The following is a 25,731-nucleotide window of genomic DNA, read 5'->3' on the forward strand; positions in this document are numbered from 1 at the left end:
TGTGTGAGCGCTCCGTGCTTGGGTGCTGATCTTTCAGTTCCACGCGGGGCAGGGTGACGGCAAGCTTCTACCGACGGCGACACCATTCGGGCATCCCCCCTCGTCGCGGCTGGGGGCAATCCGGCTAGATAGGTCGGTCTGGGGCGGACGCCCCCGGGACGCTCGGCGGCAGGGATGCCGCCGTGCAGCCTACAGGGACGTATTCACGGCGTGTCCCGGGGGCGTCTGCCCCAGACCGACCCGGCACGGCGGTGATGCGGTAAACAGGCCGCGGCTGCGCAAGGCCGCAACGCCCAGGGATCGCCAAGTGCGTTTTCCGGCCCCGGCAAACGCGGTAGCATGATGGCCTTTCCAGGGACGGCAGACCCACCAAGCGGAGGCGGAGCATGGCGCGCGGCGTAAACAAGGTCATCCTCATCGGCAATCTGGGCGCGGACCCGGAGGTGCGCTACTCGCCGGCGGGCAGTGCCGTGACCAACGCCCGGCTGGCCACCACGGACCAGTGGCGGGACCGGCAGACCGGCGAGCAGCAGGAGCGTACGGAATGGCACCGGCTGGTGTTCTTCGGGCGCGTCGCCGAAGTCGCTGGCGAGTACCTGAAGAAGGGCTCCAAGGTCTATATCGAGGGCCGGCTGCAGACCCGCAAGTGGCAGGGCCAGGACGGCCAGGACCGCTACACCACCGAGGTGGTGGTCAATGACATGCAGATGCTCGATGGCCGCGGCGAGATGGGCGGCGGGGCGCCCCGCAGCGGCGGCCAGGCGAGCCGCCAGCCGGCCGAGCCCGAGCCCCAGGCCGGCCCGGCGGACGACTTCGACGACGACATCCCGTTCTAAAGAAGCCCAAATTTCATCTGGCAGGTTACAAGTGGGTCGAATACACCATTTAACCTGAGAAATCCGGTGTTTATTGCGACCTTCTGCCCGTCCTCCGGTGTAAAGCTGGAGGACGGCGTGTACTCCACATCCCTTTAGCGCAGCTTGGCGTAAGACTTCCAATTTGAAGTTGTCAGGTTGCGGAACCCCGCCTATATTGCGCGTGAGCTTATGGGCCGGGGTGCTTGGGAGTATGAGGGTCGAGATCATCACACTGGAGAACGGCGAGCAGTTGCCTCTCTTGGTGGACGCGGATGGGCTCCCCGTGCCCAGCGCCAATGAATGGCTGCTCACGCGACGTGATCGGGCAGCTAATACTCTTACCCGTAACCTGTCGGAACTCATTCCCCTCTTCGGTTGGCTTGAGCGTCAGCAGTTCGACCTCTGGGAGCGGATTAGCAGCGGGAAAGGGTTCACCGAGGCAGAAATCCGAGGCAGCCTCTTGGAGTATTTGCGGCGCGCCCGCAACCGCCGCTCCGTCCACAGACTCTCGGTCGCACCGGATACGTACAATAAGCGGCTCGATACCATCGCCGACTTTTTGAAATCGATGTTTTATACTTGCCTCTCTCATCTTCCCACCGATGACAATAAGTACGATCGGATACAAGCTAACCTCGATATGATGCTGAGCTGGTTCTCAAGTGGTCGAATGTCGCCCGAGCCAGCAAAACGCACCGCCAAGGGGCTTGAGACAGATGAAAGGGACTACCTCCTGAGATGTCTCGATCCCTCAAAGAAGGGGTACGATAGCTACGGAAAAAGAATGTCGCGCAAGACGGAAGCATCTTCGGAGTCTTACGAAGTTTCCCAAGCCCTCCGCCATCGAAACTACGTGATGACCGTCCTGATGCTGTTCTGCGGGCTCCGGCGCGGTGAGCTTCTGTCTCTGCGAGTCGACGATGTAGTCACAGGATCAGCGATTCCACAGGTTAACGTGATCAGGCGACCGCCTGATCCGCATGACGCCCGCCAGCCCCGCCCCCAAGTAAAGCGCTTGTCCAGGGTGCTCCCGATAGCCCCTTATTGGGCACGCCCTATTGATGAGTATATTACTGAGTGGCGCGACGTATTGCTTGCGCGGTCGGGAAACGATACCGACTATCTAATGCTCGCACGCAGCGGGCGGCCAATATCACTATCGCAAGTCGACAAGATATACAGGCGCATCCGGGATGCTCACTCGGATAATTTACCAAGCCATCTTTCGCCCCATGCTCTGCGTCACACCTTTTCACAAAACGTGTTTACCGATCTGAAAGCGGCGGGCCTTACAGAAGAGCAGGTGCGTCGCCAAGTAGCCCTATTACGCGGAGACGCCAGCGAGGCATCGCAGGATGAATATCTTCGCAACGAGGTTGCTAAGCAAGCGTCCAGTCAGTTGCTCCGTTATCAGAACTCACTGAGTGAATCGTTCAAGGATGTTCCGTTTTGAGTATTAGCAACGGCCAGCGCGGCACAGGGCCCGGCACACTCCAGCACCTGATCGCACATCACGGTTGGATGGATATCCCCGATAGAGTCGTCACTCGAGAGGGTCACGCCCTCAATACGGCCGGCGACCAGTGGAGAGTTTATCTTCCAACAGGGGCAAAGACACTACACTTTGAGCGGGCTCAAAATGACCTACTGAAGTGGGCACTCATGCGATTTGTGTTGCAGTATACCCAGTCTGTGTCATCGATGGAGGGATTTAATAGCTATCGTGATGTCGGCCTGAATGTGCTTTCGCGACAGCAAGAGTTCGGAATCACGCCGAATATTGAACCGCCGGAGCTCAGGGAACGGCTAAGGGACCTGATGCAAACTATCGTTGTGGAGGCTCGAGAGAATCGGCGGCTGTGGGCGATGTATCGGCCTGTGCGTTGGTACATCTGGTGTGCGGACAATATTCCGGAAGTGGGCTTTTGTCCGACGTATGCGAATGAGCTTGACGGCATTCCAATACCCGGAAATCCAAAAGGTGAAGCGGTGCGGGCTAACGACCCAGAGGCAGGGCCGCTTGATCGTGTCTATGAGCTTCCCCTGCTACGCCGCGTGCTGGACGACGACAATAGCCAGCAGTGGGAACATCTGCAGCAAAAGGCGGCGCTGGCACTTTCGCTAGCCTTCGGTCGGAATCCAGCCAATCTTGTTTGGCTGGATGAGGATGACCTCAGCGTAGAGCTGCAGGAGGTGCCCGGATTAGATCCGTTCTATACGCTGCGTATACCGCGCATCAAGAAACGGCAACGAAATCCGCGCGGTGACTTCAAGGTCGAGCCATTGGATGAGCCTTTGGCAAAGCACGTGCAAGCGCTGGTGGAGGCTAATCAGCAGGCGCAGGCGGTTGTCCAAACGGACGAGGGGGTGGTCGAGGTGGAAAGGCCCCTGTTTCGCAGGCGTCGGCCGCAGCGTGCGGTCGTGCCCATTGGGAATGCCGATACGGCGCTGCGGATGGACAGTAGCGCCATGTCTGCGATGCTTCAGCGCTTTGTTGAGCGACACGAGCTCGTGTCCCCGTTGACTGGTGAACCGATGGTGATCACGGCTCGTCGGCTGCGTTATACCGTGGCGACCGCGTTAGTCGCGGAAGGCATAAGCCGGCGTGAACTCGCGGAGTTTTTAGATCACACGGACACTCAGCATGTCGAGATCTATTTCGATCTTAAGGGCGAGATGGTCAAATACCTTGATGCTGCTGCAGAGCCGCACCTCGCGAACCTGATTGGGTTCTTCAAGGGCCGTGTTGTTCAATCCGACGCAGACGCGGTGAATGGCGACCGCGCCGACAAGCACTTAAGCTATGTCAATGACGAAGACCCTCGGGACCAGATCGCGATTGGCGTCTGCGGTGAATCCGCACTGTGCAATCTGGATCCGCCATATAGCTGCTATCTATGTCCCAAATTCCAACCTTACGAGAGCGCTGACCACGGACATGTAAAGGAATGCCTGCTGGCGAGCCGGAAGACACGCCTTCAGCGGTATGAGAACTCCCGCCTCGGAGTCCAATTGGATGACGTAATCATGGCGGTATCTAGTGTGATTAGCGCATGTTCAGAAAAAACTGCTGGGGGGCGTCGCAATGGCTGACGGGCGGGGGCAGAGGAAGCCGAATGTTGTGCCCTTCCTCTCTAAGCTGGACCGCAGCTGCGCCGCGAACCTCGAATCACTGGTGGCGCGAGCGAAGCAGGTTTTAACCGCGATGCCAGGCGCGGAATGGGATGAGGCAGTTTGGCTTATTTCTGGGGGCAGGTTAACGCGGTTGTCGGGGAAAAACGTGAGAACTCCGACGCTTGCGTTCTGCTATGCGAAGAAACTCGGCGGAGAACCTCTTGAAGGCGAGTGGGGCGAGTTGGCGAAGGCTCTGACGGTCCTACGATTCCACCGTCACAATCAAAACATCGTCAACTTGAGAACATTTGTGCATGGGACTAGCTACGTTGCTCACGCGGCGGCCCAAGGTGATCCGAGAGTAGCGACAATCAATAGGGGAGTGTTGGACCGTGCCTGCGATCTGATACGCGAGCACTACACGGCGGGCAGCGCCTACAACCTCCATAAGGGCGTCAACGAGTTGGCGGCCCATTTGGATCAGAACAAGCTCGTGAAGGTGCTGCTCGATTATCGCTACGCGAGGCTGCGACGGCCAGATAATACGGGAGGGGTGGGCTTTAAGCGGCTCGATAGTAACGAGGCCAAGGAGGAGACAAGGTCCGAAAAGATGGCTGATGGCTCAGTCTATGAGCTGATTGGCGAGCTATATCGGACGGTTCCTCTGGAACATCCGGGCCGGGTATATGTGTTGATGCTTACGCTGCTCGCCTGTTTGGGGAGGCGGTTCAGCGAAATTGCCCTTATGCCGCTTCAATCGCTGAAACGGGATGAGGAGGGGCGGGGGTACGTGGAGGTGTTCGGGCGGAAGCAGAGCGTGGGCGAAGTGTTTACGCCCAGCCGACAGGTGTTCTGCATGTCAGAAGCGGTCGACGTGGTAGCCGAGGCACTGATAGAGGCGCAGGTGGTGTGTGCGCCGCCGAGGGAAGTGGCTGCCCAGATGCGCTTGCAGCAAGGGCCAGATTTGCGGTTCTTGGAGGACGAGCCAAAAGAGCGCCGCTACCGTAACGCCGACCTCGCGGCGCTTGGCCTCCCAGGACAGTTGCTGAGCACTAACGGCTGGATCAGGCGCAGCAACCTCGCCACGCCGCAAGGGGAGCGCAACAAGAGGGGCCAGAAATGGGTTACAGACAGGCACGGGGTCGAGGCGTATTGCCGGAAGGCGTTCACCGAGCGGATGCTTGAGCCTGTCCACATCGACCAATTTCAGAAACGATATTTTCTGGACGACCTACTATTTTGCCAGTTTCTTTACCTTGGAGGGAGGCATGGGGAGCGCGCCTTTTGGCTGGCGACGCCTATTTCGCATGAGATGATGCGGAAGTGGGTAGAGCGCAGCCTTCCGGAGATGGCGGAGCAGTATGCGCCAAACGTGTCAGCAAACAACAATATTCGCTCCCACCAATTCCGACATACCATTAATACGTTACTGGATGAAGGCGGCCTCCCGGAGCTTTTGCAGACACGGTGGTTTCTCCGCAAGACCCCTCGGGATACAAAAGCATACCAGAATACCAGCCGCGAGAAGAACGTCCTTGAGGTGCGTGCGGCAATTCAGGCCGGTAGGGCGAGCGGGACGATTGTCGAGGAGCTTGAATATATACCTGTCGATAAGCGGGACGCGTACCTAAAAGCCCGCGTGAAGGCAGTGCATGACGTGGGTACGGGCATCTGCGTGCATAATTTCTCGCAGTCTCCGTGCCCACGGCACCTTGAGTGCCTCGCTAATTGTCGTGACTATCTTCACGTAAGAGGCGACGCGGGACGCATTGAAGAGATCAAGCACAAGTGGGCGATGACCAAGATTGCAAAGGAGACGGCCGAGAAGAATGCCGCCGGAAAGCTTCCCAAGAAGAGTGTTGATTGGATAGCGCACAACGAAAAGAAGCTGCAGACGCTTGAACGACAACTTGCGGAGAATGGCGTGGAGCGCTTCGATCCTCACGCCTACCTCGAGGAGGTCACCGATGGCCAAGCAGAGTAAGTATGCGCGCATAAGTGACACGGATAAAAAACGCATAATTAGGGATCTTGAGCGCTGGGGGAGGGGCGAGATCGCGCAAAAACTCACATGGGATGCATTGACGAAGCGCTATGGGTTCACGCGTCAGTCGCTTTCAGATCATACAGATATCAAGCATGCCAAAAGGTGTGCAGAGGCGGCCCTGCGTAGCCTGCCTGTGGCGCGACAGACAACGGCAGATGAGGTGGCGCAGCTGCGGAGCGAAATCGAGGCCCTGAAACAGCGTGTGGCGGAACATGAGCGAAGGGAGAGGCTTTGGAAGGCACGCTGGCAACGTATAGCGTTCCATGTCCGGCAAAAAGGGATGCAAATGAGTCTGGTGGATCGCCCGGCAGAGGGAGATGTGCCGAGCGAGCGTGAATCTGCCAGAATTCTCAAGATGTTCGACAGGCCGATTCCACCGGTACGGGCGAGGGAGGAGCCGAAGAAATGAAAAGCACGCGGAAGCGGGACATCTATGCGGATGCGCTTGAGCGTTACCGCGAGGAGGTGCCAATGGAGAGATGGCCGGTGTATGCGGGCGCGATAAGCAGGTCTGGTTTAGCGCGAGAGATACAGGCGCGCGGCTTTCCAAGCTTTGAGCGCAAGCGGCTTCAAAGTGCGAAATGCAAGCCACTGGTCGAAGCTATGGATGCAGCGGTTAAGGACGCGACGGCAGCCGCGACGACAGTAGCTGCTGCGGGTGTACGCGCAACGTCAGGCGCTAGCGATAATGCTGAGATCCGCCGGCTCACTCGTAAGGTCGAGCGACTGGAAACGGATCTCAAAAATGCTGAGCGTCGGGCAGCGCGATATCGGGATCGGTGTGCGGTGTTGGAGTCTGAAAAAGAGGAAATGAGACGACAGCGCGATGTGTTTGAGGAGCATTGCCAGAGCAGTCTGAGAACGCTACATGTCTGAGAACGGGAACTTGGCGCGACTGCTTTCCGGCAATGCCTTCCCGGGTGTTGGGAGGGCAACGGTAAGTCGCCTTATTGATACGCATGGAGACGAGTTATACGAGATTCTGGAGCGACAAGACGTCGGCGCCCTTCTGCGCACCGTGGGTGCGCGCAAGGCGGATGTCATTGTCCAGGGTTGGTCCATCGTCCGGGCTCGGAGGGAGGTTGCACGGTGGCTGGATAAGCAGGGGATTGATCCCGGCCTAGGAGGAAGCGTCTATAAAGCTTGGCCAACGGAGACAATCGAGAGGCTCGAGGAGAATCCGTATCGACTGTTGGCGCTGATGGGATGGAAAGCGGTCGACAGGCTCGCCAAGGGTTTGGGCATCGCTTGGGATCACCCTGTGAGGCTTGTGGGCGCCGCGGAAGCGGCGTGTTACGCCTGGATCGACGACAGGGGGTCTACATGGGTGCCGCGCATTGCTCTGGAGCAGGACGCCGCGGCACTGCTTAGCGGAGCGCGTGATGCGCGTGCGGGATCGCAGACGCTTGCTCGTCAGGCGATTGAGTATGCCGTTGAAACGCGCGCGCTTATCTCTGTGCGCGATGGCTACCAGGTGCCGGGGGCGTATTTCGCAGAGCGCCTAGTCGAGAGGTGGCTGCGTGAGAGGGTCGATAATGCACCGAGCAATGATGCGCTCAGAGAGGCTCTCAGGGCGGCAGAGAGGCGAAAAGAGGTCGAGCTGACCCCCGAGCAAAAGGAGGCCGCCATGAACGCTCTCAGGAGTCGCGTCAGCGTGTTTTACGGCGGGGCAGGGGTCGGCAAGACCACGGTTGTGAGCAGTATTTGTGAAATGGCTGAAGCGCGCGGCAAGTTGCCTGTCCTCCTGGCGCTCGCCGCAAAGGCCGTACGAAAGCTGGCACTGAGTACTGGGCGTGAGTCGATGACACTTGCGCGTGCGCTCTACCAAAGAAGCTCAGAAGACTTCAGAAACACCGTTGTAGTGATCGACGAGTTCTCCATGGTCGACCTGCTCGGGTTTCGTCAATTGATCAAAAAACTGCCGGAAGATGCACACCTGGTGCTTTGCGGCGACGCGGCGCAATTGCCAAGCATCGGCCCGGGCAGGCTTCTCTACAGCTTCATTCATGCCGGGAGCCTGCCGACGCAGGAACTCACCGTCACGCACCGCCAGGCTGCCGAGACCGGGATTCCGGAGAAGCTTCAATCTATCCGCGACGGCGTGTGGCCGAATGTCCCCGCATTCGATTGGGGTGCGCCCGAGGCGGATGGCGTATATATGCTTCATTGTGAGAGGAAGGACGATCGTACGATCAGATCTATCATTGCGAGGCTGCTTGACGTCTACGAGGGCGAGGCACAGGTGATCTCGCCGTTAGCCCGTTACGCGCTTGGCGCCAAGGCACTCAACGCGCACATCCATCATCATCTCACCGGGGGCTCTGAATATACCCGAGGGGCGCCCGTGGTTTTTACGGCGAACCAGACGCTTGACTCCGGCCAGGAGGTGGTAAATGGTTTGCAGGGCACGATCCGCCGCATGCTTGTAGCGGAGCCTCGCTTAGGAAGTACACCCTATCTCGAAGTCGCAACCGATGAGGACGTACTCACTGTCTCCCTCGCCGAAGCCGAAACTTGTTTGGAATTGGCCTACGCCTTAACTGTCCACCGTGCCCAAGGCAGTGACTGGGAAACGGTTATTGCTGTGCTACCGCCTTCAAGATTACTCGAACGAGCGATGGTGTACACGGCCTTAAGTCGGTGCAAAAGGCGGTGTGTGGTCGTGGTGCCGAAAGCAGGTGCGTTGCGAGACGCAGTCGCTCGCGAGCCAAGTTACGAACAACGGACTGATGGGCTTTTCACGGCTGACACGTAGGCAGATCGAATACAGTAGAAACAAAAGCGAAGGGACTGACGCAGTTCTTGGATTTGTACCCCATACATGGCTCAGATCTGATTAGAAGTTGATGCGCATGAAAAAGACATTGATGGCGGGAGATACTCCGTCCGCACCACTCCCCATCCGAAGCCCGACACATTGAAGCTCTGGGTGCAATCGTGGCGCGCAGTCAACCCGCAATCAGAACCGAGCCCAATATTTCAATGCAAAGCTGGCCTCTCCCTAATTACTTTTGGTTCAGGAACAATTTGCTGGGCTACCGCATACAGTCAAAGTGAATGAAGTACCCACACAAACCGGCCGTTCAACGGAATATGTACGCGTTTTCGAAGACTGGCACGATCTCTATGCGCCCGTCTGTCAATGTAAGCGGGGCATTCCGGGTGTATCGGCCGATGACCAAGACGCCGGTATTCAGGCGCACGTCGTCTTCCACGTAAACAGGGTTGAGTACTATAGCGCCCGCGTCCGGCATGGTTGGATCCAGGTCAGGCCACCACGACACATATCTGGTGCCGCGATTGTACGTGATGTAGGTGCGAATTTCGTAATATTTGCCATCGCCGCCATTGACGCGGGGTGCAAATAGGAGTTGCGGATCCTTCGCGGGGGAGTATCGGATCCTTGCCTCCCCACTGTAGTGATTTCGCGCTGGCCTAACTCGATTTCGCGACGTACGGCGCTCTCGTTTTGTCCGTGCGCTTCCGCCTTGGCTTGGTTTGCACGCATCTCAGCGACCTCGTTCGCCACCACGCGCCTAGTGGCATCAGTGCATCGGCGGCCGCCAGCCGCAGTACTTCTGGGGAAGTCTGGCATCCGGTCCTGGCAGTACCGATCGAACGCGCGAAGGCTGACTGTTCTCCCCCGCTCGTCGAGATAGTCTTACAGGTAACGTTCGGAGAGTATCGTTGCCGCGGCCTCTAAAGCGTCACGGAGCTCGTCGGCGTCCCGAGCATCGGTGCTGACCCCTTCGTTAATAATTGCCTGCACCCTGCTGGCATCGCCATCTTCGACCGCAGCATGGAGTTTGTCTGCGTCAGACCGGAAGTCACCCATGACACACCCAATAAGCGTGGCACTAAAAGCAAGAAGGTACGAGAAACGATAATTCATGGGCGAGCTGTCCCGGCTAAAGTGGCAGCGGTGCTGAGAACAGATGATACATGCGTGCACAAAAAGGCAGCATGGAACGTGATTGGCTCGCGTAGGCTATCGCCCTGTGCTCATAGCAGCTCTATGTTCAAACAAACGAGCCCGGTGTAGCGAAAACCGATGTGACAGGTGAACTCGTCACCTGGATCCAGTAGCGCCCACGTCTCGGAAGATAAGTCATTCTCATGAATAAATGCCGAGATGGGAAATTCCGCGACTTCGGCAAATCCGAAGAATGGTCCGCGGCGCTGGAGGCGGGCGCGGACTCGCTTCGGCGCGACAGACCCTCCGTAGTAATCCCGGACCGCTATGCGGGTGTCAAACGGGATTGGAACGTCTCTAAGACGGTTAAAGATATCTCTAGCTTTGTCGACCCCTTGATCATCACCCGCCTCTATTGAATAACGCGCGAACCAGAACTGGGCTTGAAAATTGTCGTCGCCAGGAGTGAAAGCCCTTCGGTAGAAGTACATTAGCTCTTGAGACGTGGATGTTCCAGTCTGACGGAGCAGTTCGGCATATGCGAAGTTCAGTTTATGGTCTGCGCGCCTTGCATCCAGCGCCTTCTTCAATGTTGCCCTGGCAAGCTCGGTGTCCCCACGATTCCAATAGATGTTAGAGAGGCGCGAGGCGATGAAGGAGTCATGACTATCTTGGCTAAACGCCTGTTCAAGGGCCCTTATAGCCCTCTCTGTGTCGGAGATAAGACTTGCCAGCGACGATTCCAGCCTGAGCAGAGAGTCTTCAGTCGGGAAACGTTTCTTGCTCTCACCCAATATCTTCTCCGTCTCCCTGATGGCGTCGTCAATTACCCGGTCAGGGCTATCTTCGTCATTTAGAACATCCTTTAGGTGCGCGAGCGCGAGTTCGCCTAACACCGTGTCGATGTATGGCGTGTGGCCTTCGGTTAATATCAGCTCTTGCAAGAGCGCACGAGCCTCGCGGCGGAACTGTTGTCTTTTCTCTTCGGTTTCTTCGCGATTGGCTCGGTCGCGCCAGACGACGGCTAAACTGTGGAGGATAGATGTGTCTTGGGGGGCTCCTTCTCGTGCCTCTTCAAGTAATATCAATGCCGTCTGGAGACTGCCATTAGATCTCAGGCGCTCAAAGTTGGCGATTTGCTGAAGGAGGTAGGGCTCTCGGCCAATAGATGTTAGTGCGATGTCGTAGATGCTTCGGACGTTTTGGTAATCCTTGAATATTTCCATTAGGTTCTTTGCGCGCACCATGCCTCGAAACGATTGGCGGTCAGACGCAAAAGAGATATTTAAGGCCTGTAAGATGCGGACATACTCGTGATAGCGGTCCTCTTCTGTCTGGAACGCTCGCTGGAAGACGATCTCCGCAATCTCGGGATGACGGGAAACGTACTGGGCATCGCGGCCTTCTCGTTGGGATGTGAGGACGACTTTCTGTAGCGGTCTGAAAAAGCGCTCGGCAAAGTCGGTGAACGTGATGCCGAATACGCGGGCAATCAAGCCGGCGCGCACGGGCACGCGGAGCCGATTCAGGCAGCAGATCGTTCTGTAGAGTTGTTTGGCTAAGTCCGGCGTCAGTGAAGAGTACTCATCTTCGATAATGTCTTCGAACGACTCGCCCATGGTTACCTCGTGCAGAGCCACCAATATCTGGCGGTCAAACGCGTTGTGAAAGCGATCGACTATCTCTCCATGCGGCAGGCCTTGTAAGGCGGGGCCCAGGCAATCATAAGTCTCGAGTAGCGTTACCAGTGCCTCTATCTCGTGTGGACCGAGGTAGGCAAGGTTATGCTTGGCGGATACTACAGATTCTAAGTCTTGGCACCGCGTATTCCATTCAGAATATCGCTCACAGGTTATTATGGTTATCGGTAGCCGTTTTTTCTTCGCTTGGCGAATGGTTTTAAGAAGTGGCGCGATGTTGTCGGATGCGTTGTCCCAGAAGAGAAAAATGCGTTCTCGGGTTAAAGTGTGCAACTCGAGCAGATGATCGAACGCTGGGGTTGCGGGGTCGTTAACGAACAGTGCTAAGCGGTCATATGTCGTGCCGGTCTCCCATGCCAGCCGGCGAAGTAGAACTGTTTTTCCCGAGCCGGCTTCACCACGGATTACGTGGAGTTCAACCGGGTTAGAGCGTTCCGCATCCGCAATGGTAATAACGCCCGACAGTAATTTCCGGGTGAGCGTCCGGTTGGCGTCTAGGCCTTGGGAAACAGGATACCAACCCTGATTTGCACCGCTGTAGAAAGAACGGGGCGATCCATCGGTGGTGGCGAGTGAGGTGCAAATGTGATCAACGTCGCTCGTGAGGAACGACATCATGTCGCCGCGTACGGGGACCGCTGTGACGAAGCGTCGTTGAATTGGGTGCGATGTTGCGGGACGTGCGAGAGTAAGTGTCCGTTCACTGCCGGTGATACTCTGGTCGAGACAAGTGAGGAAATCTTCAAAAGTGAGGTCGAGTGCGGTAATTCGTTTGGTGGCCCAGAAATCACGCTCAGTCGGCGTAACTCTGGGCTTTAAAAGATAATAGCGAGGCCGCCCCTCTGGAATATTTTTGTCGATTCTTTGAATGATATGTCGGATGTCCGGATCTTGGAGGCTGTGACCGACAAAGACGAAAGTATTTTCGAAGCCGATTTCGTATAGAAATTTGAATAAACGGTCACGGTTTGTGTCGTAGTCGTTGTACTGGTCAACACTTAAGATGAAGGGTAGGTTTTTGTCGCGCTTGCGAGATATGCATCCGTGCAGCTTGACGAGCGGCACCTGGTGATTGTCACGGTTAACCTTATCGAGGGGATCGTCATTAGAGATTATTGGATGGCACTGCTGAAGCGCATGGGATGCCGAACGATAAGTGTCCTCTATCAGTTGATCATAGTTTGTTGTAAATAGAGCTCGCCAAGGGAATTGGGGTAAAAGGTGATGAAACGTGGCGGGTTGGATTCCGGCGAGGCGATCCGCGATGAAGTCTTGGACTTCGTATAGGCCGGCCGTACTTGTGGCTAGATCGGCGATGTAAGGCAGCGGTTCTTCGTAGTATTCTGGGCTCAAAAATTGGTCGCACAGAGCGCGTTTTAGTTCATTCCCGGACGAAAAATGAGTGCTAGAGGGAGAGGATGCCCCGTGAAGAGCGCCGGCGCCTAAAAAAAGGGCGACGGTCCCGCGCTTAAGTTCCGCTAGAAGGTGGGGCTCGAGAGTCACTGCATCACCATAGAGTCGAGGGGAGATCGGGCCGCACGCAGGCGACCTGTATAAATCTATCGATGTAGTTGGTTCCCGTAGCGTTAGGATGCATCCTTAGGTAGCTTGAGGGAAGCGTGGTGACGGTGGCTACCAAGATGATGTGCAGCAAAGAAGGGTTAGCGGAACGGTGGGGTAGTGGTGACTCCAGGGGAACTACTCGTGGACATGCGTAGTACGCGGAATGGTGACTAGCGCGGCCGGATAGAGAGTGAGTATGTGGTGTCACGGTGGCTCGCTAACCTGTCAAACGGCATGTTGGCGGCTTCGGAGGATGGGTGAAATGTTCGGGAAAACGGGAAGATGCACTAACCCACCCAGGTGGACGTGGGGGGTTTGGTCCCCACTCCCGTTCTAGTGTCCTGTAACACAGGAACCTGTGTTACAGGACACTAGGTAATATCTGCCTGGTGGGCCGCATGTGTGCCCCAGGCCATGAGCCTGACCTGCCGCCCGTACCCGCGGGGGAGAGTCCGGTCACCGTCGACCTCACGGCGGTGGTCGTCACCGTGGATGCGGAGCACCCCAGCGTGCTGGTGCGCCGGCTCGCCGCGGTCGCCAGCGACTCCCTCCCGTGGGGGCCGCTGCGCCCCGAGCACCGGACCCTTCAGGCCGGTCTGCGGGCTTGGGTGGAGCAGCAGACGCGCCTCTCGCTCGGCTACATCGAGCAGCTCTATACCTTTGGCGACCGCAATCGTGCCCAACTCACCAATGCCGAGGCCGATGCGGACCGCCGGGCGATCTCGGTGGCCTACCTGGCGCTGGTGCGGGCCTCGGAGTCGGAGCCCGTACCGGAGGCGACCTGGCAGCCCTGGTATGCCTATCTGCCTTGGGAGGACTGGCGCGCCGGTGTGCCCGAGGCCCGCGCGCAGCTGCTGGCCTCCCTCGAGCAGTGGCGGGACGCGGCGGATACGCCGAGAGAGCGGCGCCAGCGCGGCGAGCGACTGTCGCTGGCCTTCGGGGCTGACGGCATGGCCTGGGACGAGGAGCGGGCACTGGAGCGCTATGAGCTGCTGTACTCGGCGCGCCTGGTGCCGGAGGCCTGGTACGACGCCGGGCAGTCCCCGCCGGCCTGGCTTGGGGCGCTGCCCGGGCGGCCCATGGCCGCCGATCACCGACGCATCCTGGCTACGGCGATCGGTCGCCTGCGCGGCAAGATCAAGTACCGCCCGGTGCTCTTCGAGCTGCTGCCGCCAACGTTCACCCTGCTGCAGCTGCAGCGGACGGCCGAGGCCATTTCCGGCGCCCGCCTGCACAAGCAGAACTTCCGCCGCCGGGTGAGCCAGGAGCGCCTGGTGGAGGAGACCGGCGGCGTCGCCACGGACACCGGCGGCCGGCCGGCACGGCTGATGCGCTTCCGGCGCGAGGTCACCCTGGAGCGCCCGGCGCCGGGGGTACGCGTCACCGCGACGCGTCGCGCCAGCCGGGTGTGATCTTGACTTCCTTATACTCAAAGCTAGCATAAGAGCGGTCCGGCGTGCTCTGGGCACGTCACGGCGACCGCATTTAATGCTCGCTATGAGCATAAGGAGACGCCATGCCATCCGGTCTCGATGCCACGCCGCGTGCTCCGGCCTACACCCCCGAGGTGGCCGCCCGCACCGCACACCTCTACGAACGGGTGAAGGGGGTTATCCCGGAGCCCGAGTGGCCCGTGCATGCCGCCGAGATCGATGCGATCCAGCGCCTCAAGCGCGAGCGCAACGCGGTGGTGCTGGCGCACAACTACCAGACGCCGGAGATCTTTCACGGCGTCGCCGACATCGTCGGCGACTCGCTCGCCCTCGCGCGCCAGGCTGCGGCGACGGAGGCGGATGTCATCGTACAGGCCGGCGTCCACTTCATGGCGGAGACCTCGAAGCTGCTGAGCCCGGAGAAGCGGGTGCTCATTCCCGATCCCCGGGCGGGCTGCTCGCTGGCCTCGTCAATCGGCGCCGAGGACGTCCGGCGCCTGCGCGAACGCTACCCGGACGCCCCGGTGGTGAGCTACGTGAACACCTCGGCGGCGGTGAAGGCGGAATCGGACATCTGCTGCACCTCGGGCAACGCGGTGCAGGTGGTGGAGTCCCTGGGCGCCCGGCGGGTGATCTTCCTGCCCGACCAGTACCTCGCGCACTATGTCGCCCTGCAGACCGACGTGGAGATCATCTCCTGGCAGGGGCAGTGCGAGGTGCACGAGCGCTTCACGGGGGCCGAGCTGGAGGCCTACCGCCGGCAGTTCGACGAGCTCGCCGTCATCGCCCATCCCGAGTGCCCGCCGGACGTGCTGGCGGCCGCGGACTACGTGGGCTCCACCGCGCAGATGATCCGCTTCGTGGAGGAGCGGCGCCCGCGTCGGGTGCTGCTGGTGACGGAATGCTCGATGAGCGACAACGTTGCCGCGGGAGTGCCGGAGGTGGAGTTCGTGCGCCCCTGCAACCTCTGCCCCCACATGAAGCGCATCACCCTGCCCGGGATCCGTCGCGCGCTGGAGACCCTGGCCCCGGCGGTGGAGATCCCGCCGGCGCTGGCCGCCCGCGCCCGCCGGGCTGTCGAGCGGATGCTGGCCGTCGTGTAGCTACGGGGTTGGCTGGGACCTTCTGCCTGTGCCCCGCCCCGCGCCGGCCACGGCCACAATATCGCTTGCTACCCCGCGGGTGCCCGGGACCGGTGTGCCCCGGTCGGCGCCGTCAGTCGGTGGCCGCTGCCGGCGCCGGCAGCCGTCCGCGCAGGCCGCGATAGACCGGATGATGCGCCAGGGCGAGCATGGCGTGGTCGCCCGAGGTGTCGCCGTAGGCGTGGATCGGGTGGTAGGCGGCGGGGTCCAGCAGCGCCTGCACGCGCTTTACCTTTTCCCCGCCACGGCAGTTCTCGCCGTCCAGGTAGCCGGTGAGGCGGCCGTCGCGCCGCTCGAGTCGTGTTCCCAGCACCTCCAGGCCCAGTGGCTCGGCCCACGGTCGGATCCAGTCCTCCGCGGAGGCGGAGACCACCACCACGCGATCGCCGCGCTGCAGGTGCCAGAGCAGCCGCGCCTCGGCGGCCGGGCGCAGCAGAAGAGGCAGGTGGGCGCGCGCGTAGTGGCCGGCGAGGCGCCGGAACGTCGCGCACGCCATGCCGCCGAAGAAGTGCCGCAGCAGCCGGACCTTGGCGACGTCCCGCTCGACCGCGCCGATGGCAGCGCCGAGGAGGTCCGGCGCGAGGACCAGACCCGCTCGCAGGCAGGCGGCGACACCGAAGCTGCGGTAAAGCAGGTCGCTAAGGGTGTCCCGCCGGGTCAGCGTGCCGTCCAGATCAAACAGCGCCAGGGCGCGGCGTTCGGTCATTGTCACAGCCTCGTCACCATTCTCGCTGCATCGACTGCGGGACACTCGCGGGGTTCCCGCGCCCCTGCGGGCCAGCTGCGCGGCCGTGTCCACAGCACGCTGCGAATATGCTGGCCTCCGTCAGCCAGCGCGCGGGTAGGCAGCAGCGGCCCATTACCGCGTTATGGACGACGGCGCGGGTGATGTTGGCGAGCTGCATGGTGATGCCGAGGTCGCTCGCCTGGTCGAGCGCATCGTCCCCGCGCGCGTTCATCTCCATCGCTATCATCACCCCCACCACGCCGGTCACATGGTAGGCGTAGTCCAGCGTGTCCGCGAGCTCGGCGTAGCGGCGCGCCTGCGACGTCCATGCGGAAACCGGCGAGCAGCTCGACAAGGCAGCGCTCTGGGATGTCTTGGCCGCGGACGACGCGCTGCCTAGCCTGCGGCACGTGTGCCTCGGCCCGGCCGCCGCGCAGCGCCTGCCGGATCCCGGCCTCGAGACGGTCGAGCCTCTGCTGTGCCGAGCTATCCCCGCGGCTGCCGTGCCGCCGACGCCGAGTGCCTGAACGTCCCCCATGTCATCGCAATGGCGGTAGCAGGCATACAGCGGCGAGGCGCTGTGGACATTCACCTCGTTAGCGCCGGATTTCGGAGAGCGGTCATCCAGGTCTCCGAAGCGGTATTCATTCTGGCGGCTCGGTGTCCATCAGCCCGTAGCGGCGCATTTTGACGTACAGGCTCTGGCGGCTGAGGCCAAGCAGCGCAGCGGCGGCAGCCCGGTTGTCCCCTGTGAGCCGCAGCGCCGCCTGGATGCACAGGCGCTCGATTAGGCCGGTGGATTCCCGTACCAGCTCCTTCAGCGGCACCTGCCCCACCAGCTCGGTCATCTGTTCCGCCGAGCGCGGGTGGCCGGCCTCGGGCGGCAGCTCGGATTTGTTGCTGCCAACGCGCTTGTCCACGTGCCGGACGAACACGCCATAGAGCCTTCGGCCCCCATCGGGCGCGGTGCAGGCCGAGACCTCCACCTTGACGCTGCCGCCGTGGGCACTGCGCAGCGTGGTGGGGTAGCGGCGGAGGGAGCCGTGCCGGCGCAGGCTGGCCAGGATGATCTCGAGGTCCACGCTCTGCCGGCCGAGCCAGCAGTCTAGGCTCTGCTGTCGGGCCTGATCCAGGTGGGTTAGCCCGACGAGATCGAGAAAGCTGTGGTTGGCGTGCAGGATAATGCCGTCGGGGTCGGTGATCAGCACCGCGTCGGGTGCGTTCTCCACCAGCTGCACGAGTTGCTGACGGGTGTCCGTCTCGCCGCCACCGGCTGAATTTCCCGCCGGAGTCAGGTGCACCAGCAGCACCGCGCCCCGCTGCTGGCGCAGCAGCGAGGCAGAGACCCGGAATGCCGCGCCGTCGGCCTCGCGGCGAATGTCCACCGCCTCGCGACGGCCCGTCGCGGTGACCGTCTCGATAAGCCGCTCGAGTCGGCGCTGGCTGGAGGCGTCGAAGCCGCGCGGGAAAGCCTGGCCGGCGAGCCGTCCGCGACCGCCGCCGAGATGCTCCACCGCCGCCGGATTGGCGTCCTGGATGCGGCGGCTCTGGGCGTCGACGACCAGCACCGGCCCGGACTCCACCTCAAACAGCACCCGGTAGCGCGCCTCGGCCTCGCGCAGCTGCCAGTAGTCGCGTTCCAGCGACTGCTGAATGTCCACCAGTTGCTGCTGGAGCGACGCGGTGCCGCGGAGGTCACGCCCGACGGCGATCAGGCGTCCGGTGGGGTCGAGGGGCAGGACACAGTAGCTGATCGGCACGTCGGCGTTGTCATCCGCAACGGGGTGGTTGACCTGGCGCCAGCGCGGCTGCGGGTCACGCGCGCCCTCGAGCAGCGCCTCAATCTTGGGTCGGCTGTCGCCGGTCACCGTGTCGATCCACCGCCGGTCGATCCAGTCCTCGGTGAAGGCGGCGTTCCCGGCGCTGGCAACGTCACGGATCGTGCCATGGCCGTCGAGCACCAGCACGACATCGGCCGCGGTCGCCAGTAGCCGCGAGACCACGTCGGCGTCGAGGTGCCTGAGCCAGTGCTGGGGCGCTTGAAAGGTTCTCACAGTGACGGCGCGCCTCCGGGCTGCAGGGCGTGATACTCAGCCGGGTTGCAGGTTCCGCCGCGCAAGCGCGCCACGCCGGACCCGCGCGGGGGGTGTTGCGATCGCCCGCGACAGCGCCGTCTGCCCCGAGGACGGCCACCAGCTTGGGGCGGTCATCGGTAAGCCGACCTCGACCAGCAGGGCCCGCTCCCCGGCAACTGCGGTGCACAGCGCCGCCCGGCTGCGGCAGGGGCCTCCGCTCACGAGCCAGCAGTGCTGACGGAAGATCTCCGGCCATGACCTACACACCAAAGGGGTGTTGCTCTCCATCCCTGCCTCCTCCATTGGTTTCTCGCGCCCGATACGGCGCGGTGGCGCGCTTGTTGTTAATCCCGGAACTGCAGTATCTGGCGGCAATCGTCAATTAAACGAGGCGTCAACTCATGATCACACATGAGCGGGTGCAGGCATTGCCAGCCCAGCGATTGCAGAGGTGGCGGGATGAGTTGCCTCCCGGGCATCGGGCCCGCGGCCGCGGCAGGGAGAGCGGCGGCTGCAGTGCCCGTGCCGTCATCCACGAGTGCGGCCAGCGCGAGGTTATCTGCGGGCCGACCAGCATCGTCTGGCTGCACCGGCGCATTCAGGACGCGTTTTCCCTGGTGCCCGGCTCGTGCACCTGCGCCCACCTGCTAGGGTCTAGTTGCGCATGCCGTGGAAATTCGACTGGACAGAGTCATGCATCAATCGTACTTGGTAATGGTCGGCGGACCCTTGCCTGCACCGCTGCGCCGTTACTCCGTGGCGGGTGACGCCTCGGACGGCACCAGTGGCCGCTCGTCGGGATTGCGCTGCCACACCGAGCAGTTCAGGACACCGGCATAACTCACCCAGACCACGTAGGGGACGAGCAGCCAGCCGGCCAGGGGTTCGACCGCGAAAAAGGTTACGGTGGTCGCCAGCACTGCTAGCCACAGCAGCGCCAGTACGGCGAGCCCGCCGCCGAGCCGGCGCAGGCCGAAGAAAATGGGCGTCCAGATGGCGTTGAGGGCGATCTGGCAGGCCCACAGCGCCAGCGCCAGCGGTATCAGCGCCGAGCCCGAGTAGGCCACCCGCCAGGCGGCCACCGCCATGCCCAGATAGAGCAGCGTCCAGGCCACCGGGAACAGCCAGTCCGGCGGTGTCCAGGCGGGCTTGTCCAGGCGCCGGTACCAGGAGCCGGGCGGGAACAGCGACCCGGTGGAACCGGCGGCGGCGCAGGCGGCCACGAAGGTAAGCAGGGTGATCCAGGTCATGCCGTCTCCACGCTACTGATCGTTTCGGCAGTATCGTCAGGTCTCAGGGCCCCGCAGGGCGGTTCTGTGTGGGAGCGGCCTCCGACCGCGACAGCGCGCGGAGCGCGGTACGGTACGCCGCGGCGCGGCGTGGCGTTTCGCGGTCGGAGACCGCTCCCACTGGGCGCAACGGCCCACTGCGACCTGACAATGCTTTCGATAGGATCAGTAATACTGGCGTCGGCGGTGCGGCGGTGCAACGGGCCGGCAGGCAGGGTCCGGGCCCGCGGCGAGCCCGTGCATCGCCGCGGCGCCCGGGTTAAGGTTGCGCGCGATCTGCCGTTCACAATGTCAGCGCGCCAGCGGGGACGAGCTCTTGCCATCCAGTCAGCCACAACCGGGCCGCCCGGGATCCGGCGCGGCGCTGAATCTCCTGGTCACCGGAGGTGCCGGCTACGTCGGCTCCCATGTCACGCGCCAGCTGCTGGCGGCGGGGCACCGGGTCACGGTGCTGGACAACCTCTCCACCGGCCACGCCTGGGCGGTGGGGGATGCCCGGCTGGTGGCCGCGGATCTCGCCGACGACGAGGCCCTGGAGGCAGTGCTCGGCGAGGGCATGGACGCCATCCTGCATTTCGCGGCCAGCGTGGTAGTGCCGGAGTCGGTGAGCGACCCGCTCAAGTACTACGGCAACAACACCCGCAACACACTGGGGCTGTTCGCGGCGGCCCACCGGCACGGGGTGCCGGCGGTGATCTTCTCCTCCACGGCCGCGGTCTATGGTCTGCCGGAGACCGAGCGGGTGGACGAGTCGGCGCCGCTGGCGCCGATCAATCCTTACGGCGCCTCGAAGATGATGAGCGAGCGCATCCTGATGGACCTGGCGGCGGCCTCCCCGCTGCGCTACGGCATCCTGCGCTATTTCAACGTCGCCGGCGCCGAGCCGCAGGCCCGTCTCGGACAGGCCACGCCGGAGGCGACCCATCTCATCAAGGTGGCCTGCGAGGCCGCCGCCGGGGCGCGCGGCGGAGTGTCGATCTTCGGGACCGACTATCCCACGCCCGATGGCACCGGCGTGCGTGACTACATCCACGTGGAGGACCTGGCGGCGGCCCATGTGCGACTGCTCGACCACCTGGCCGCCGGCGGCGACTCGCGGCTCTACAACTGCGGCTACGGCCATGGCTACAGCGTGCGCGAGGTGGTGGAGGCCGTGCGCCGGCGCTCGGGGGTGGACTTCCAGGTCAACGAGGCGCCCCGCCGGGCAGGCGACCCGGCGTCACTGGTCGCGGATGCCGGGCGGCTGCGCCGGGAGCTCGGCTGGACGCCCCGGTACGACGACCTCGACACCATCGTCGACCACGCGCTCGCCTGGGAGCGGGCCTGGCAGTCCCGGCGCCGCTGAGCGCCGGGAGTGCCAGGCCCGGTTTCGGGTTTCGGGTTTCGGGTTTAAAGTTCGGCTCCGGCGCAGATCGCGAAACCCGAAACGCGCCCGGATCGCACCGTCGCAGGGGAACCCATGAGAATCACCATCTTCGGCACCGGTTACGTAGGCCTCGTGACCGGCGCCTGCTTCGCCGAGGTGGGCAACCACGTCGTCTGCGTGGACGTCGACGGCGACAAGATCGCGCGGCTGAATCGCGGCGAGGTGCCCATCTACGAGCCCGGGCTGGAGGCGCTGGTGGCGCGCAACCGGGCGGCCGGACGGCTGGTGTTCACCACCGATGCCGCCGAGGGGGTGGCCCACGGGCGCTTTCAGTTCATCGCCGTCGGCACGCCGCCGGACGAGGACGGCTCGGCGGATCTGCGCCACGTGCTGGCGGTGGCGGGGACCATCGCCGAGCACATGGAGGACTTCAAGGTCGTGGTGGACAAGTCCACCGTGCCAGTGGGCACCGCGGACCGGGTGCGGGAGACGGTGGCCGCCGGGCTCGCCGAGCGCGGCACGCAAGTGCCCTTCGCGGTGGTCTCCAACCCGGAGTTCCTCAAGGAGGGCGCCGCGGTGGAGGACTTCATGAAGCCCGATCGGGTGATCCTCGGCACCGACGACGAGCGCTCGGCGGAGCTGCTGCGGGCCCTCTACGCGCCGTTCAACCGCAACCACGACCGGCTGATCGTGATGGACGTGCGCTCCGCCGAGCTCACCAAGTACGCGGCGAACGCCATGCTCGCCACCAAGATCAGCTTCATGAACGAGCTCGCGAACATCGCCGATCGCGTCGGTGCGGACATCGAGCGGGTACGCATCGGCATCGGCTCCGACCCGCGCATCGGCTATCACTTCATCTACCCGGGCGCGGGCTACGGCGGCTCCTGCTTTCCCAAGGACGTCAAGGCCCTGGCGCGCACGGCCTATGACGTCGACTACACGCCGCAGCTGCTGCAGGCGGTGGAGGACGTCAACGACCGGCAGAAGCATTACCTCTTCAGCCGTATCCGCGAGCATTTCCGCGGCGAGCTCGCCGGGCGGACGTTCGCGCTCTGGGGGCTCGCCTTCAAGCCCAATACCGACGACATGCGTGAGGCCGCGAGCCGGCGGCTGATGGAGTCGCTCTGGGAGGCCGGCGCCCGGGTGCAAGCCCACGACCCCAAGGCCATGGCCGAGACCCGGCGCGTCTACGGCGAGCGCCCGGAGCTCGCCCTGGTGGACAGCCCCGAGGCGGCGCTGGAGGGTGCCGATGCGCTGGTGATCCTCACCGAGTGGAACCTCTTCCGCAGCCCGGATTTCGAGACCATCCGCGAACGCCTATCGGCACCGGTGATCTTTGACGGCCGCAATCTCTACGATCCGGAGATCCTCGCCGGCCTCGGCTTCCATTACTATGCGGTGGGCCGTCCGCTGCGGGCGCCGGCCGTCGACGGGGCGGAGGAGCGGGCATGACCGAGGTTCCGACGCTTGGCGCCACCGTGCCGGTGATCCTCTCCGGCGGCGTGGGCTCGCGGCTGTGGCCGCTATCTCGCGAGCTCTACCCCAAGCAGTTCCTCGATCTGACGGCGAGCGGCAGCACGCTGGTGCAGGAGACGGTGGCGCGGCTCGCGGGGGTGCCGGGCCTGACTGCGCCGCTGGTGGTCTGCAACCAGGAGCACCGCTTCCTGGTGGCCGAGCAGCTCCGGGAGAACCCTCTGGGCCCCGCGCGCATCCTGCTGGAGCCGATGGGCCGCAACACCGCGCCGGCGGTGGCCGTGGCCGCACTGCAGGCGATGCGCGAGGACCCCGAGGCGGTGCTGGCGGTGTTCCCCGCCGATCATCGCATCGAGCACCCGGAGGTGCTGCGCTCGGCGCTGGGCAACGCCGTGGCGGCGGCGCGCGATGGCTGGCTGGTCACCTTCGGCATCGTGCCGACGCGGGCGGAGACCGGGTTCGGCTACATCGCCGCCGGGGAGCCCGTGGACGACGACGAGGCGGTGCTGCGGGTCGAGCGCTTCGTGGAGAAGCCGGATCGGCGGCGGGCGGAGGAGTACCTGCAGAGCGGCGGTTTCTACTGGAACAGCGGCATGTTCGTCTTCCGCGCCAGCCGCTATCTGGAGGAGCTGGAGCGGCTCGCGCCGGAAATGCTGAACGCCTGCGAGGCCGCGCTGGAGACCGCCACCGCCGATCTCGACTTTATCCGCCTGGGGGCGGCCGCCTTCGAGGCCTGTCCGGGGGAGTCCATCGACTACGCGGTCATGGAGCACACCGAGGCGGCCGTTACCCTGCCGCTCGCCGCCGGCTGGAACGATCTCGGCTCCTGGGGCGCGCTGCTGGACAGCGGCGAGGCGGACGAGGCCGGCAACGTGCTGCTCGGTGACGTCATCAGCGAGGACAGCCAGGGCAACTATGTCCGCGCCGACAGCCGCCTGGTGGCGCTGGTGGGGCTGCGGGACCATGTGGTGGTGGAAACCAGCGACTGCGTCCTGGTGGCCCCGCGGGAGCGGGTCCACGAGGTGAAGGGGGTGGTGGCGCGGCTGCAGCGGGAGGGCCGGCCCGAGGCGAGCCTGCATCAGCGGGTGCACCGCCCCTGGGGCAGCTATGAGGGTCTGGCGCTCGGCGAGCGCTTTCAGGTCAAGCGCATCGTGGTCAATCCCGGCTGCAGCCTGTCGCTGCAGATGCATCACCACCGGGCCGAGCACTGGGTCGTGGTCCGTGGCACGGGCCGCGTGGTCCGCGGCGAGGACAGCTTCCTGCTGAGCGAGGACCAGTCCACCTACATCCCCCTCGGCACGGTCCACCGCCTGGAGAATCCCGGTGTCATCCCCCTGGAGATGGTGGAGGTGCAGTCCGGGAGCTATCTGGGGGAGGACGACATTGTGCGGCTCGAGGACCACTTCGGCCGCGCCTGAGGGCGCCGCCGAGTGGCAAGTTGCAAGCGGCAAGTTGCAAGCTGCGGGAAAGAGGCCATTCAGATGCGCGACCGTGGCCTGATCGGCCAGCGTGTCCACTTAGCGTCGAGACAAGACGCCGGGGTCTTTAAACTTTAAACTTGCAACGTGAAACTGAATCCCAGAGCTGACGTTATGTCGTCGGAGATCGAAAGCGCCGCTAGAGCAGGAGCGAAGCCCGCCCGAATGCCCCGCAAAGTGTTTATCCGCACCCACGGCTGCCAGATGAACGAGTACGACTCGATGAAGATGCTGGACGTGCTGGCCGCCGAGGGGGACTACGAGCGGGTGGCGGAACCGGACGCGGCGGACGTCATCCTGCTCAATACCTGCTCCATCCGCGAGAAGGCCCAGGAGAAGGTCTTCTCCGAGCTCGGCCGCTGGCGGGCGCTGAAGGCGGAGAACCCCGATCTGCTGATCGGCGTCGGCGGCTGCGTGGCGAGCCAGGAAGGGGCGGCCATCGTCGAGCGCGCGCCTTTCGTGGACCTGGTGTTCGGCCCGCAGACCCTGCACCGGCTGCCGGACATGGTCGCCCGGGCGCGGGAGAGCCGGCGTCCGGTGGTGGATGTCTCCTTCCCCGAGATCGAGAAGTTCGACCGCCTGCCGGAGCCGCGGGCCGAGGGGCCGACGGCCTTCGTCTCCATCATGGAGGGCTGCAGCAAGTACTGCAGCTTCTGCGTGGTGCCCTATACCCGCGGCGAGGAGATCAGCCGGCCGTTCGATGACGTGCTCGCCGAGTGCGCGCTGCTCGCCGAGCAGGGCGTGCGCGAGGTCACCCTGCTCGGGCAGAACGTCAACGGCTACGACGGCCTCACGCACGACGGCGGCCGGGCGGATCTGGCGCTGCTGGTGCAGTACCTCGCCGCCATCGACGGTCTCGAGCGCATTCGCTTCACCACCTCGCATCCGCTGGACTTCAACGACGCCCTGGTGGCGGCCTATGCCGAGGTGCCCGAGCTCGCCGGCCACCTGCACCTGCCGGTGCAGAGCGGCTCGGACAACGTGCTGCGGCTGATGAAGCGCAATCACGGCCGCGCGGAGTTCCTCGATCTGGTGCGCCGGCTGCGCGCCGCGCGCCCGGATCTGACCCTGTCCTCCGACTTCATCGTCGGCTTCCCCGGCGAGATGCGCCAGGACTTCGAGGACACCATGGCGCTGGTGGAGGAGGTCGGCTTCGACCAGTCCTTCAGCTTCATCTACTCCCGCCGTCCCGGCACGCCGGCCGCGCAGCTCCCGGATGCCACCCCGCGGGAGGAGAAGAAGGCCCGCCTGCAGCGGCTGCAGGCAGTGCTGGACGCCAACGGCCAGCGCATCAGCGAGGCCATGGTGGGCAGCGAGCAGTCCGTGCTGGTGGACGGCGTCTCGAAGAAGCGCTCCGACGAGATCGCCGGCCGCACGGAGAACAACCGCGTCGTCAACTTCCCCGGGCATCCGCGCCTCATCGGCCGGTTCGTGCGGGTGCGCATCACCGAGGCCCTGTCGCACTCCCTGCGCGGCGAGCTGCTGGGCCTGGATGCCGCCCGCGAACCCGAGCTCACCGGGGCGGCCCGCGCCCGCGCATCATGAGGGTCT

19 protein-coding genes and 1 pseudogene are annotated in these 25,731 nt (G+C 63.1%); 14 read left to right on the top strand and 6 right to left on the bottom strand.

The window, feature by feature from the left end:
* Positions 1–386 precede the first annotated feature (386 nt).
* The 7 genes from ssb to LMH63_RS03690 all read left to right on the top strand — a co-directional run bounded on the left by ssb (position 387) and on the right by LMH63_RS03690 (position 8,773).
* On the top strand, positions 387–836 hold the full coding sequence (gene ssb, locus LMH63_RS03660; RefSeq protein ID WP_109677395.1) for a single-stranded DNA-binding protein: 450 nt from the start codon (positions 387–389) through the stop codon (positions 834–836).
* Between the two features lie 232 nt (positions 837–1,068).
* The gene (locus LMH63_RS03665; protein ID WP_109677393.1) at positions 1,069–2,310 is read left to right on the top strand and encodes a tyrosine-type recombinase/integrase; all 1,242 of its coding nucleotides are present in this window, start codon (positions 1,069–1,071) and stop codon (positions 2,308–2,310) included.
* A complete protein-coding gene (locus LMH63_RS03670; protein WP_199225613.1) occupies positions 2,307–3,950 on the top strand; it encodes a tyrosine-type recombinase/integrase in 1,644 nt (547 codons plus the stop codon). Before LMH63_RS03665 ends, LMH63_RS03670 begins: the two co-directional genes overlap by 4 nt.
* Complete coding sequence (locus LMH63_RS03675; RefSeq protein ID WP_199225612.1) at positions 3,943–5,955, top strand: hypothetical protein; 2,013 nt, start codon at positions 3,943–3,945, stop codon at positions 5,953–5,955. The genes LMH63_RS03670 and LMH63_RS03675 overlap by 8 nt, the downstream gene beginning before the upstream one ends.
* Positions 5,939–6,427 (top strand): protein kinase, encoded by a 489-nt coding sequence (locus LMH63_RS03680; RefSeq protein ID WP_146205180.1) that lies wholly within the window; start codon positions 5,939–5,941, stop codon positions 6,425–6,427. Before LMH63_RS03675 ends, LMH63_RS03680 begins: the two co-directional genes overlap by 17 nt.
* Positions 6,424–6,894 (top strand): hypothetical protein, encoded by a 471-nt coding sequence (locus LMH63_RS03685; RefSeq protein ID WP_146205179.1) that lies wholly within the window; start codon positions 6,424–6,426, stop codon positions 6,892–6,894. The genes LMH63_RS03680 and LMH63_RS03685 overlap by 4 nt, the downstream gene beginning before the upstream one ends.
* Complete coding sequence (locus LMH63_RS03690; protein WP_109677390.1) at positions 6,887–8,773, top strand: AAA family ATPase; 1,887 nt, start codon at positions 6,887–6,889, stop codon at positions 8,771–8,773. The genes LMH63_RS03685 and LMH63_RS03690 overlap by 8 nt, the downstream gene beginning before the upstream one ends.
* A 906-nt stretch (positions 8,774–9,679) precedes the next feature.
* On the opposite strand, the gene LMH63_RS03695 is transcribed toward LMH63_RS03690, so the two are convergent.
* Together LMH63_RS03695 and LMH63_RS03700 are read right to left on the bottom strand one after the other, a co-directional pair.
* A complete protein-coding gene (locus LMH63_RS03695; RefSeq protein ID WP_146205178.1) occupies positions 9,680–9,910 on the bottom strand; it encodes a hypothetical protein in 231 nt (76 codons plus the stop codon).
* 110 nt (positions 9,911–10,020) lie between these two features.
* Positions 10,021–12,984, bottom strand: a complete 2,964-nt coding sequence (locus LMH63_RS03700; protein WP_158280326.1) for a P-loop NTPase — start codon at positions 12,982–12,984, stop codon at positions 10,021–10,023.
* Positions 12,985–13,592: 608 nt separating this feature from the next.
* Between LMH63_RS03700 and LMH63_RS03705 the strand changes: the two genes are divergently transcribed.
* Positions 13,593–14,606, top strand: a complete 1,014-nt coding sequence (locus LMH63_RS03705; protein WP_109677449.1) for an NUDIX hydrolase — start codon at positions 13,593–13,595, stop codon at positions 14,604–14,606.
* Positions 14,607–14,710: 104 nt separating this feature from the next.
* Positions 14,711–15,730, top strand: a complete 1,020-nt coding sequence (gene nadA, locus LMH63_RS03710; protein WP_109677386.1) for a quinolinate synthase NadA — start codon at positions 14,711–14,713, stop codon at positions 15,728–15,730.
* 112 nt (positions 15,731–15,842) lie between these two features.
* Here nadA and LMH63_RS03715 read toward each other — a convergent pair whose 3' ends face one another.
* The 3 genes from LMH63_RS03715 to ppsR form a co-directional block, all read right to left on the bottom strand.
* Positions 15,843–16,475 carry an HAD-IB family hydrolase gene (locus LMH63_RS03715; RefSeq protein ID WP_109677384.1) on the bottom strand — a complete coding sequence of 211 codons (633 nt, stop codon included), beginning with the start codon at positions 16,473–16,475 and terminating at the stop codon, positions 15,843–15,845.
* Positions 16,476–16,488: 13 nt separating this feature from the next.
* Entirely contained in the window at positions 16,489–17,034 is a 546-nt protein-coding gene (locus tag LMH63_RS03720) for a squalene/phytoene synthase family protein (RefSeq protein ID WP_109677383.1), read from the bottom strand.
* Between the two features lie 106 nt (positions 17,035–17,140).
* Positions 17,141–18,550: a transcriptional regulator PpsR gene (ppsR, locus tag LMH63_RS03725; RefSeq protein ID WP_109677381.1), complete on the bottom strand. Its 1,410-nt coding sequence runs from the start codon at positions 18,548–18,550 to the stop codon at positions 17,141–17,143.
* A 551-nt stretch (positions 18,551–19,101) separates the two neighbouring features.
* Between ppsR and LMH63_RS03730 the strand changes: the two are divergent.
* Positions 19,102–19,230, top strand: a pseudogene (locus LMH63_RS03730) (ferredoxin:protochlorophyllide reductase (ATP-dependent) subunit N); the annotation flags it as partial.
* Positions 19,231–19,320: 90 nt separating this feature from the next.
* Here the strand turns inward: LMH63_RS03730 and tspO are convergent.
* Entirely contained in the window at positions 19,321–19,821 is a 501-nt protein-coding gene (gene tspO, locus LMH63_RS03735) for a tryptophan-rich sensory protein TspO (protein WP_109677379.1), read from the bottom strand.
* 403 nt (positions 19,822–20,224) lie between these two features.
* Here tspO and galE point away from each other — a divergent pair, with 403 nt between their 5' ends.
* The 4 genes from galE to miaB all read left to right on the top strand — a co-directional run bounded on the left by galE (position 20,225) and on the right by miaB (position 25,725).
* Positions 20,225–21,205: a UDP-glucose 4-epimerase GalE gene (gene galE, locus LMH63_RS03740; RefSeq protein WP_109677447.1), complete on the top strand. Its 981-nt coding sequence runs from the start codon at positions 20,225–20,227 to the stop codon at positions 21,203–21,205.
* Between the two features lie 114 nt (positions 21,206–21,319).
* Positions 21,320–22,681, top strand: a complete 1,362-nt coding sequence (locus LMH63_RS03745; RefSeq protein WP_109677377.1) for a UDP-glucose dehydrogenase family protein — start codon at positions 21,320–21,322, stop codon at positions 22,679–22,681.
* On the top strand, positions 22,678–24,120 hold the full coding sequence (locus LMH63_RS03750) for a mannose-1-phosphate guanylyltransferase/mannose-6-phosphate isomerase (RefSeq protein ID WP_109677375.1): 1,443 nt from the start codon (positions 22,678–22,680) through the stop codon (positions 24,118–24,120). The genes LMH63_RS03745 and LMH63_RS03750 overlap by 4 nt, the downstream gene beginning before the upstream one ends.
* A 225-nt stretch (positions 24,121–24,345) precedes the next feature.
* Complete coding sequence (gene miaB / locus LMH63_RS03755; RefSeq protein ID WP_109677373.1) at positions 24,346–25,725, top strand: tRNA (N6-isopentenyl adenosine(37)-C2)-methylthiotransferase MiaB; 1,380 nt, start codon at positions 24,346–24,348, stop codon at positions 25,723–25,725.
* Positions 25,726–25,731: the final 6 nt, after the last annotated feature.

The sequence above is a fragment of the Spiribacter halobius genome (genome assembly GCF_020883455.1).
GTDB lineage: Bacteria > Pseudomonadota > Gammaproteobacteria > Nitrococcales > Nitrococcaceae > Sediminicurvatus > Sediminicurvatus halobius.

What these genes read in the sequence shown, in the direction of transcription:
- LMH63_RS03750 (WP_109677375.1), top strand. Translation starts at nt 22,678, where the DNA reads ATGACCGAGGTTCCGACGCTTGGCGCCACCGTGCCGGTGATCCTCTCC.
- LMH63_RS03665 (WP_109677393.1), top strand. Translation starts at nt 1,069, where the DNA reads ATGAGGGTCGAGATCATCACACTGGAGAACGGCGAGCAGTTGCCTCTC.
- nadA (WP_109677386.1), top strand. Translation starts at nt 14,711, where the DNA reads ATGCCATCCGGTCTCGATGCCACGCCGCGTGCTCCGGCCTACACCCCC.
- LMH63_RS03685 (WP_146205179.1), top strand. Translation starts at nt 6,424, where the DNA reads ATGAAAAGCACGCGGAAGCGGGACATCTATGCGGATGCGCTTGAGCGT.
- LMH63_RS03680 (WP_146205180.1), top strand. Translation starts at nt 5,939, where the DNA reads ATGGCCAAGCAGAGTAAGTATGCGCGCATAAGTGACACGGATAAAAAA.
- LMH63_RS03720 (WP_109677383.1), bottom strand. Translation starts at nt 17,034, where the DNA reads ATGGGGGACGTTCAGGCACTCGGCGTCGGCGGCACGGCAGCCGCGGGG.
- ssb (WP_109677395.1), top strand. Translation starts at nt 387, where the DNA reads ATGGCGCGCGGCGTAAACAAGGTCATCCTCATCGGCAATCTGGGCGCG.
- tspO (WP_109677379.1), bottom strand. Translation starts at nt 19,821, where the DNA reads ATGACCTGGATCACCCTGCTTACCTTCGTGGCCGCCTGCGCCGCCGCC.
- LMH63_RS03745 (WP_109677377.1), top strand. Translation starts at nt 21,320, where the DNA reads ATGAGAATCACCATCTTCGGCACCGGTTACGTAGGCCTCGTGACCGGC.
- LMH63_RS03705 (WP_109677449.1), top strand. Translation starts at nt 13,593, where the DNA reads ATGTGTGCCCCAGGCCATGAGCCTGACCTGCCGCCCGTACCCGCGGGG.
- LMH63_RS03690 (WP_109677390.1), top strand. Translation starts at nt 6,887, where the DNA reads ATGTCTGAGAACGGGAACTTGGCGCGACTGCTTTCCGGCAATGCCTTC.
- LMH63_RS03715 (WP_109677384.1), bottom strand. Translation starts at nt 16,475, where the DNA reads ATGACCGAACGCCGCGCCCTGGCGCTGTTTGATCTGGACGGCACGCTG.
- LMH63_RS03675 (WP_199225612.1), top strand. Translation starts at nt 3,943, where the DNA reads ATGGCTGACGGGCGGGGGCAGAGGAAGCCGAATGTTGTGCCCTTCCTC.
- LMH63_RS03695 (WP_146205178.1), bottom strand. Translation starts at nt 9,910, where the DNA reads ATGAATTATCGTTTCTCGTACCTTCTTGCTTTTAGTGCCACGCTTATT.
- miaB (WP_109677373.1), top strand. Translation starts at nt 24,346, where the DNA reads ATGCCCCGCAAAGTGTTTATCCGCACCCACGGCTGCCAGATGAACGAG.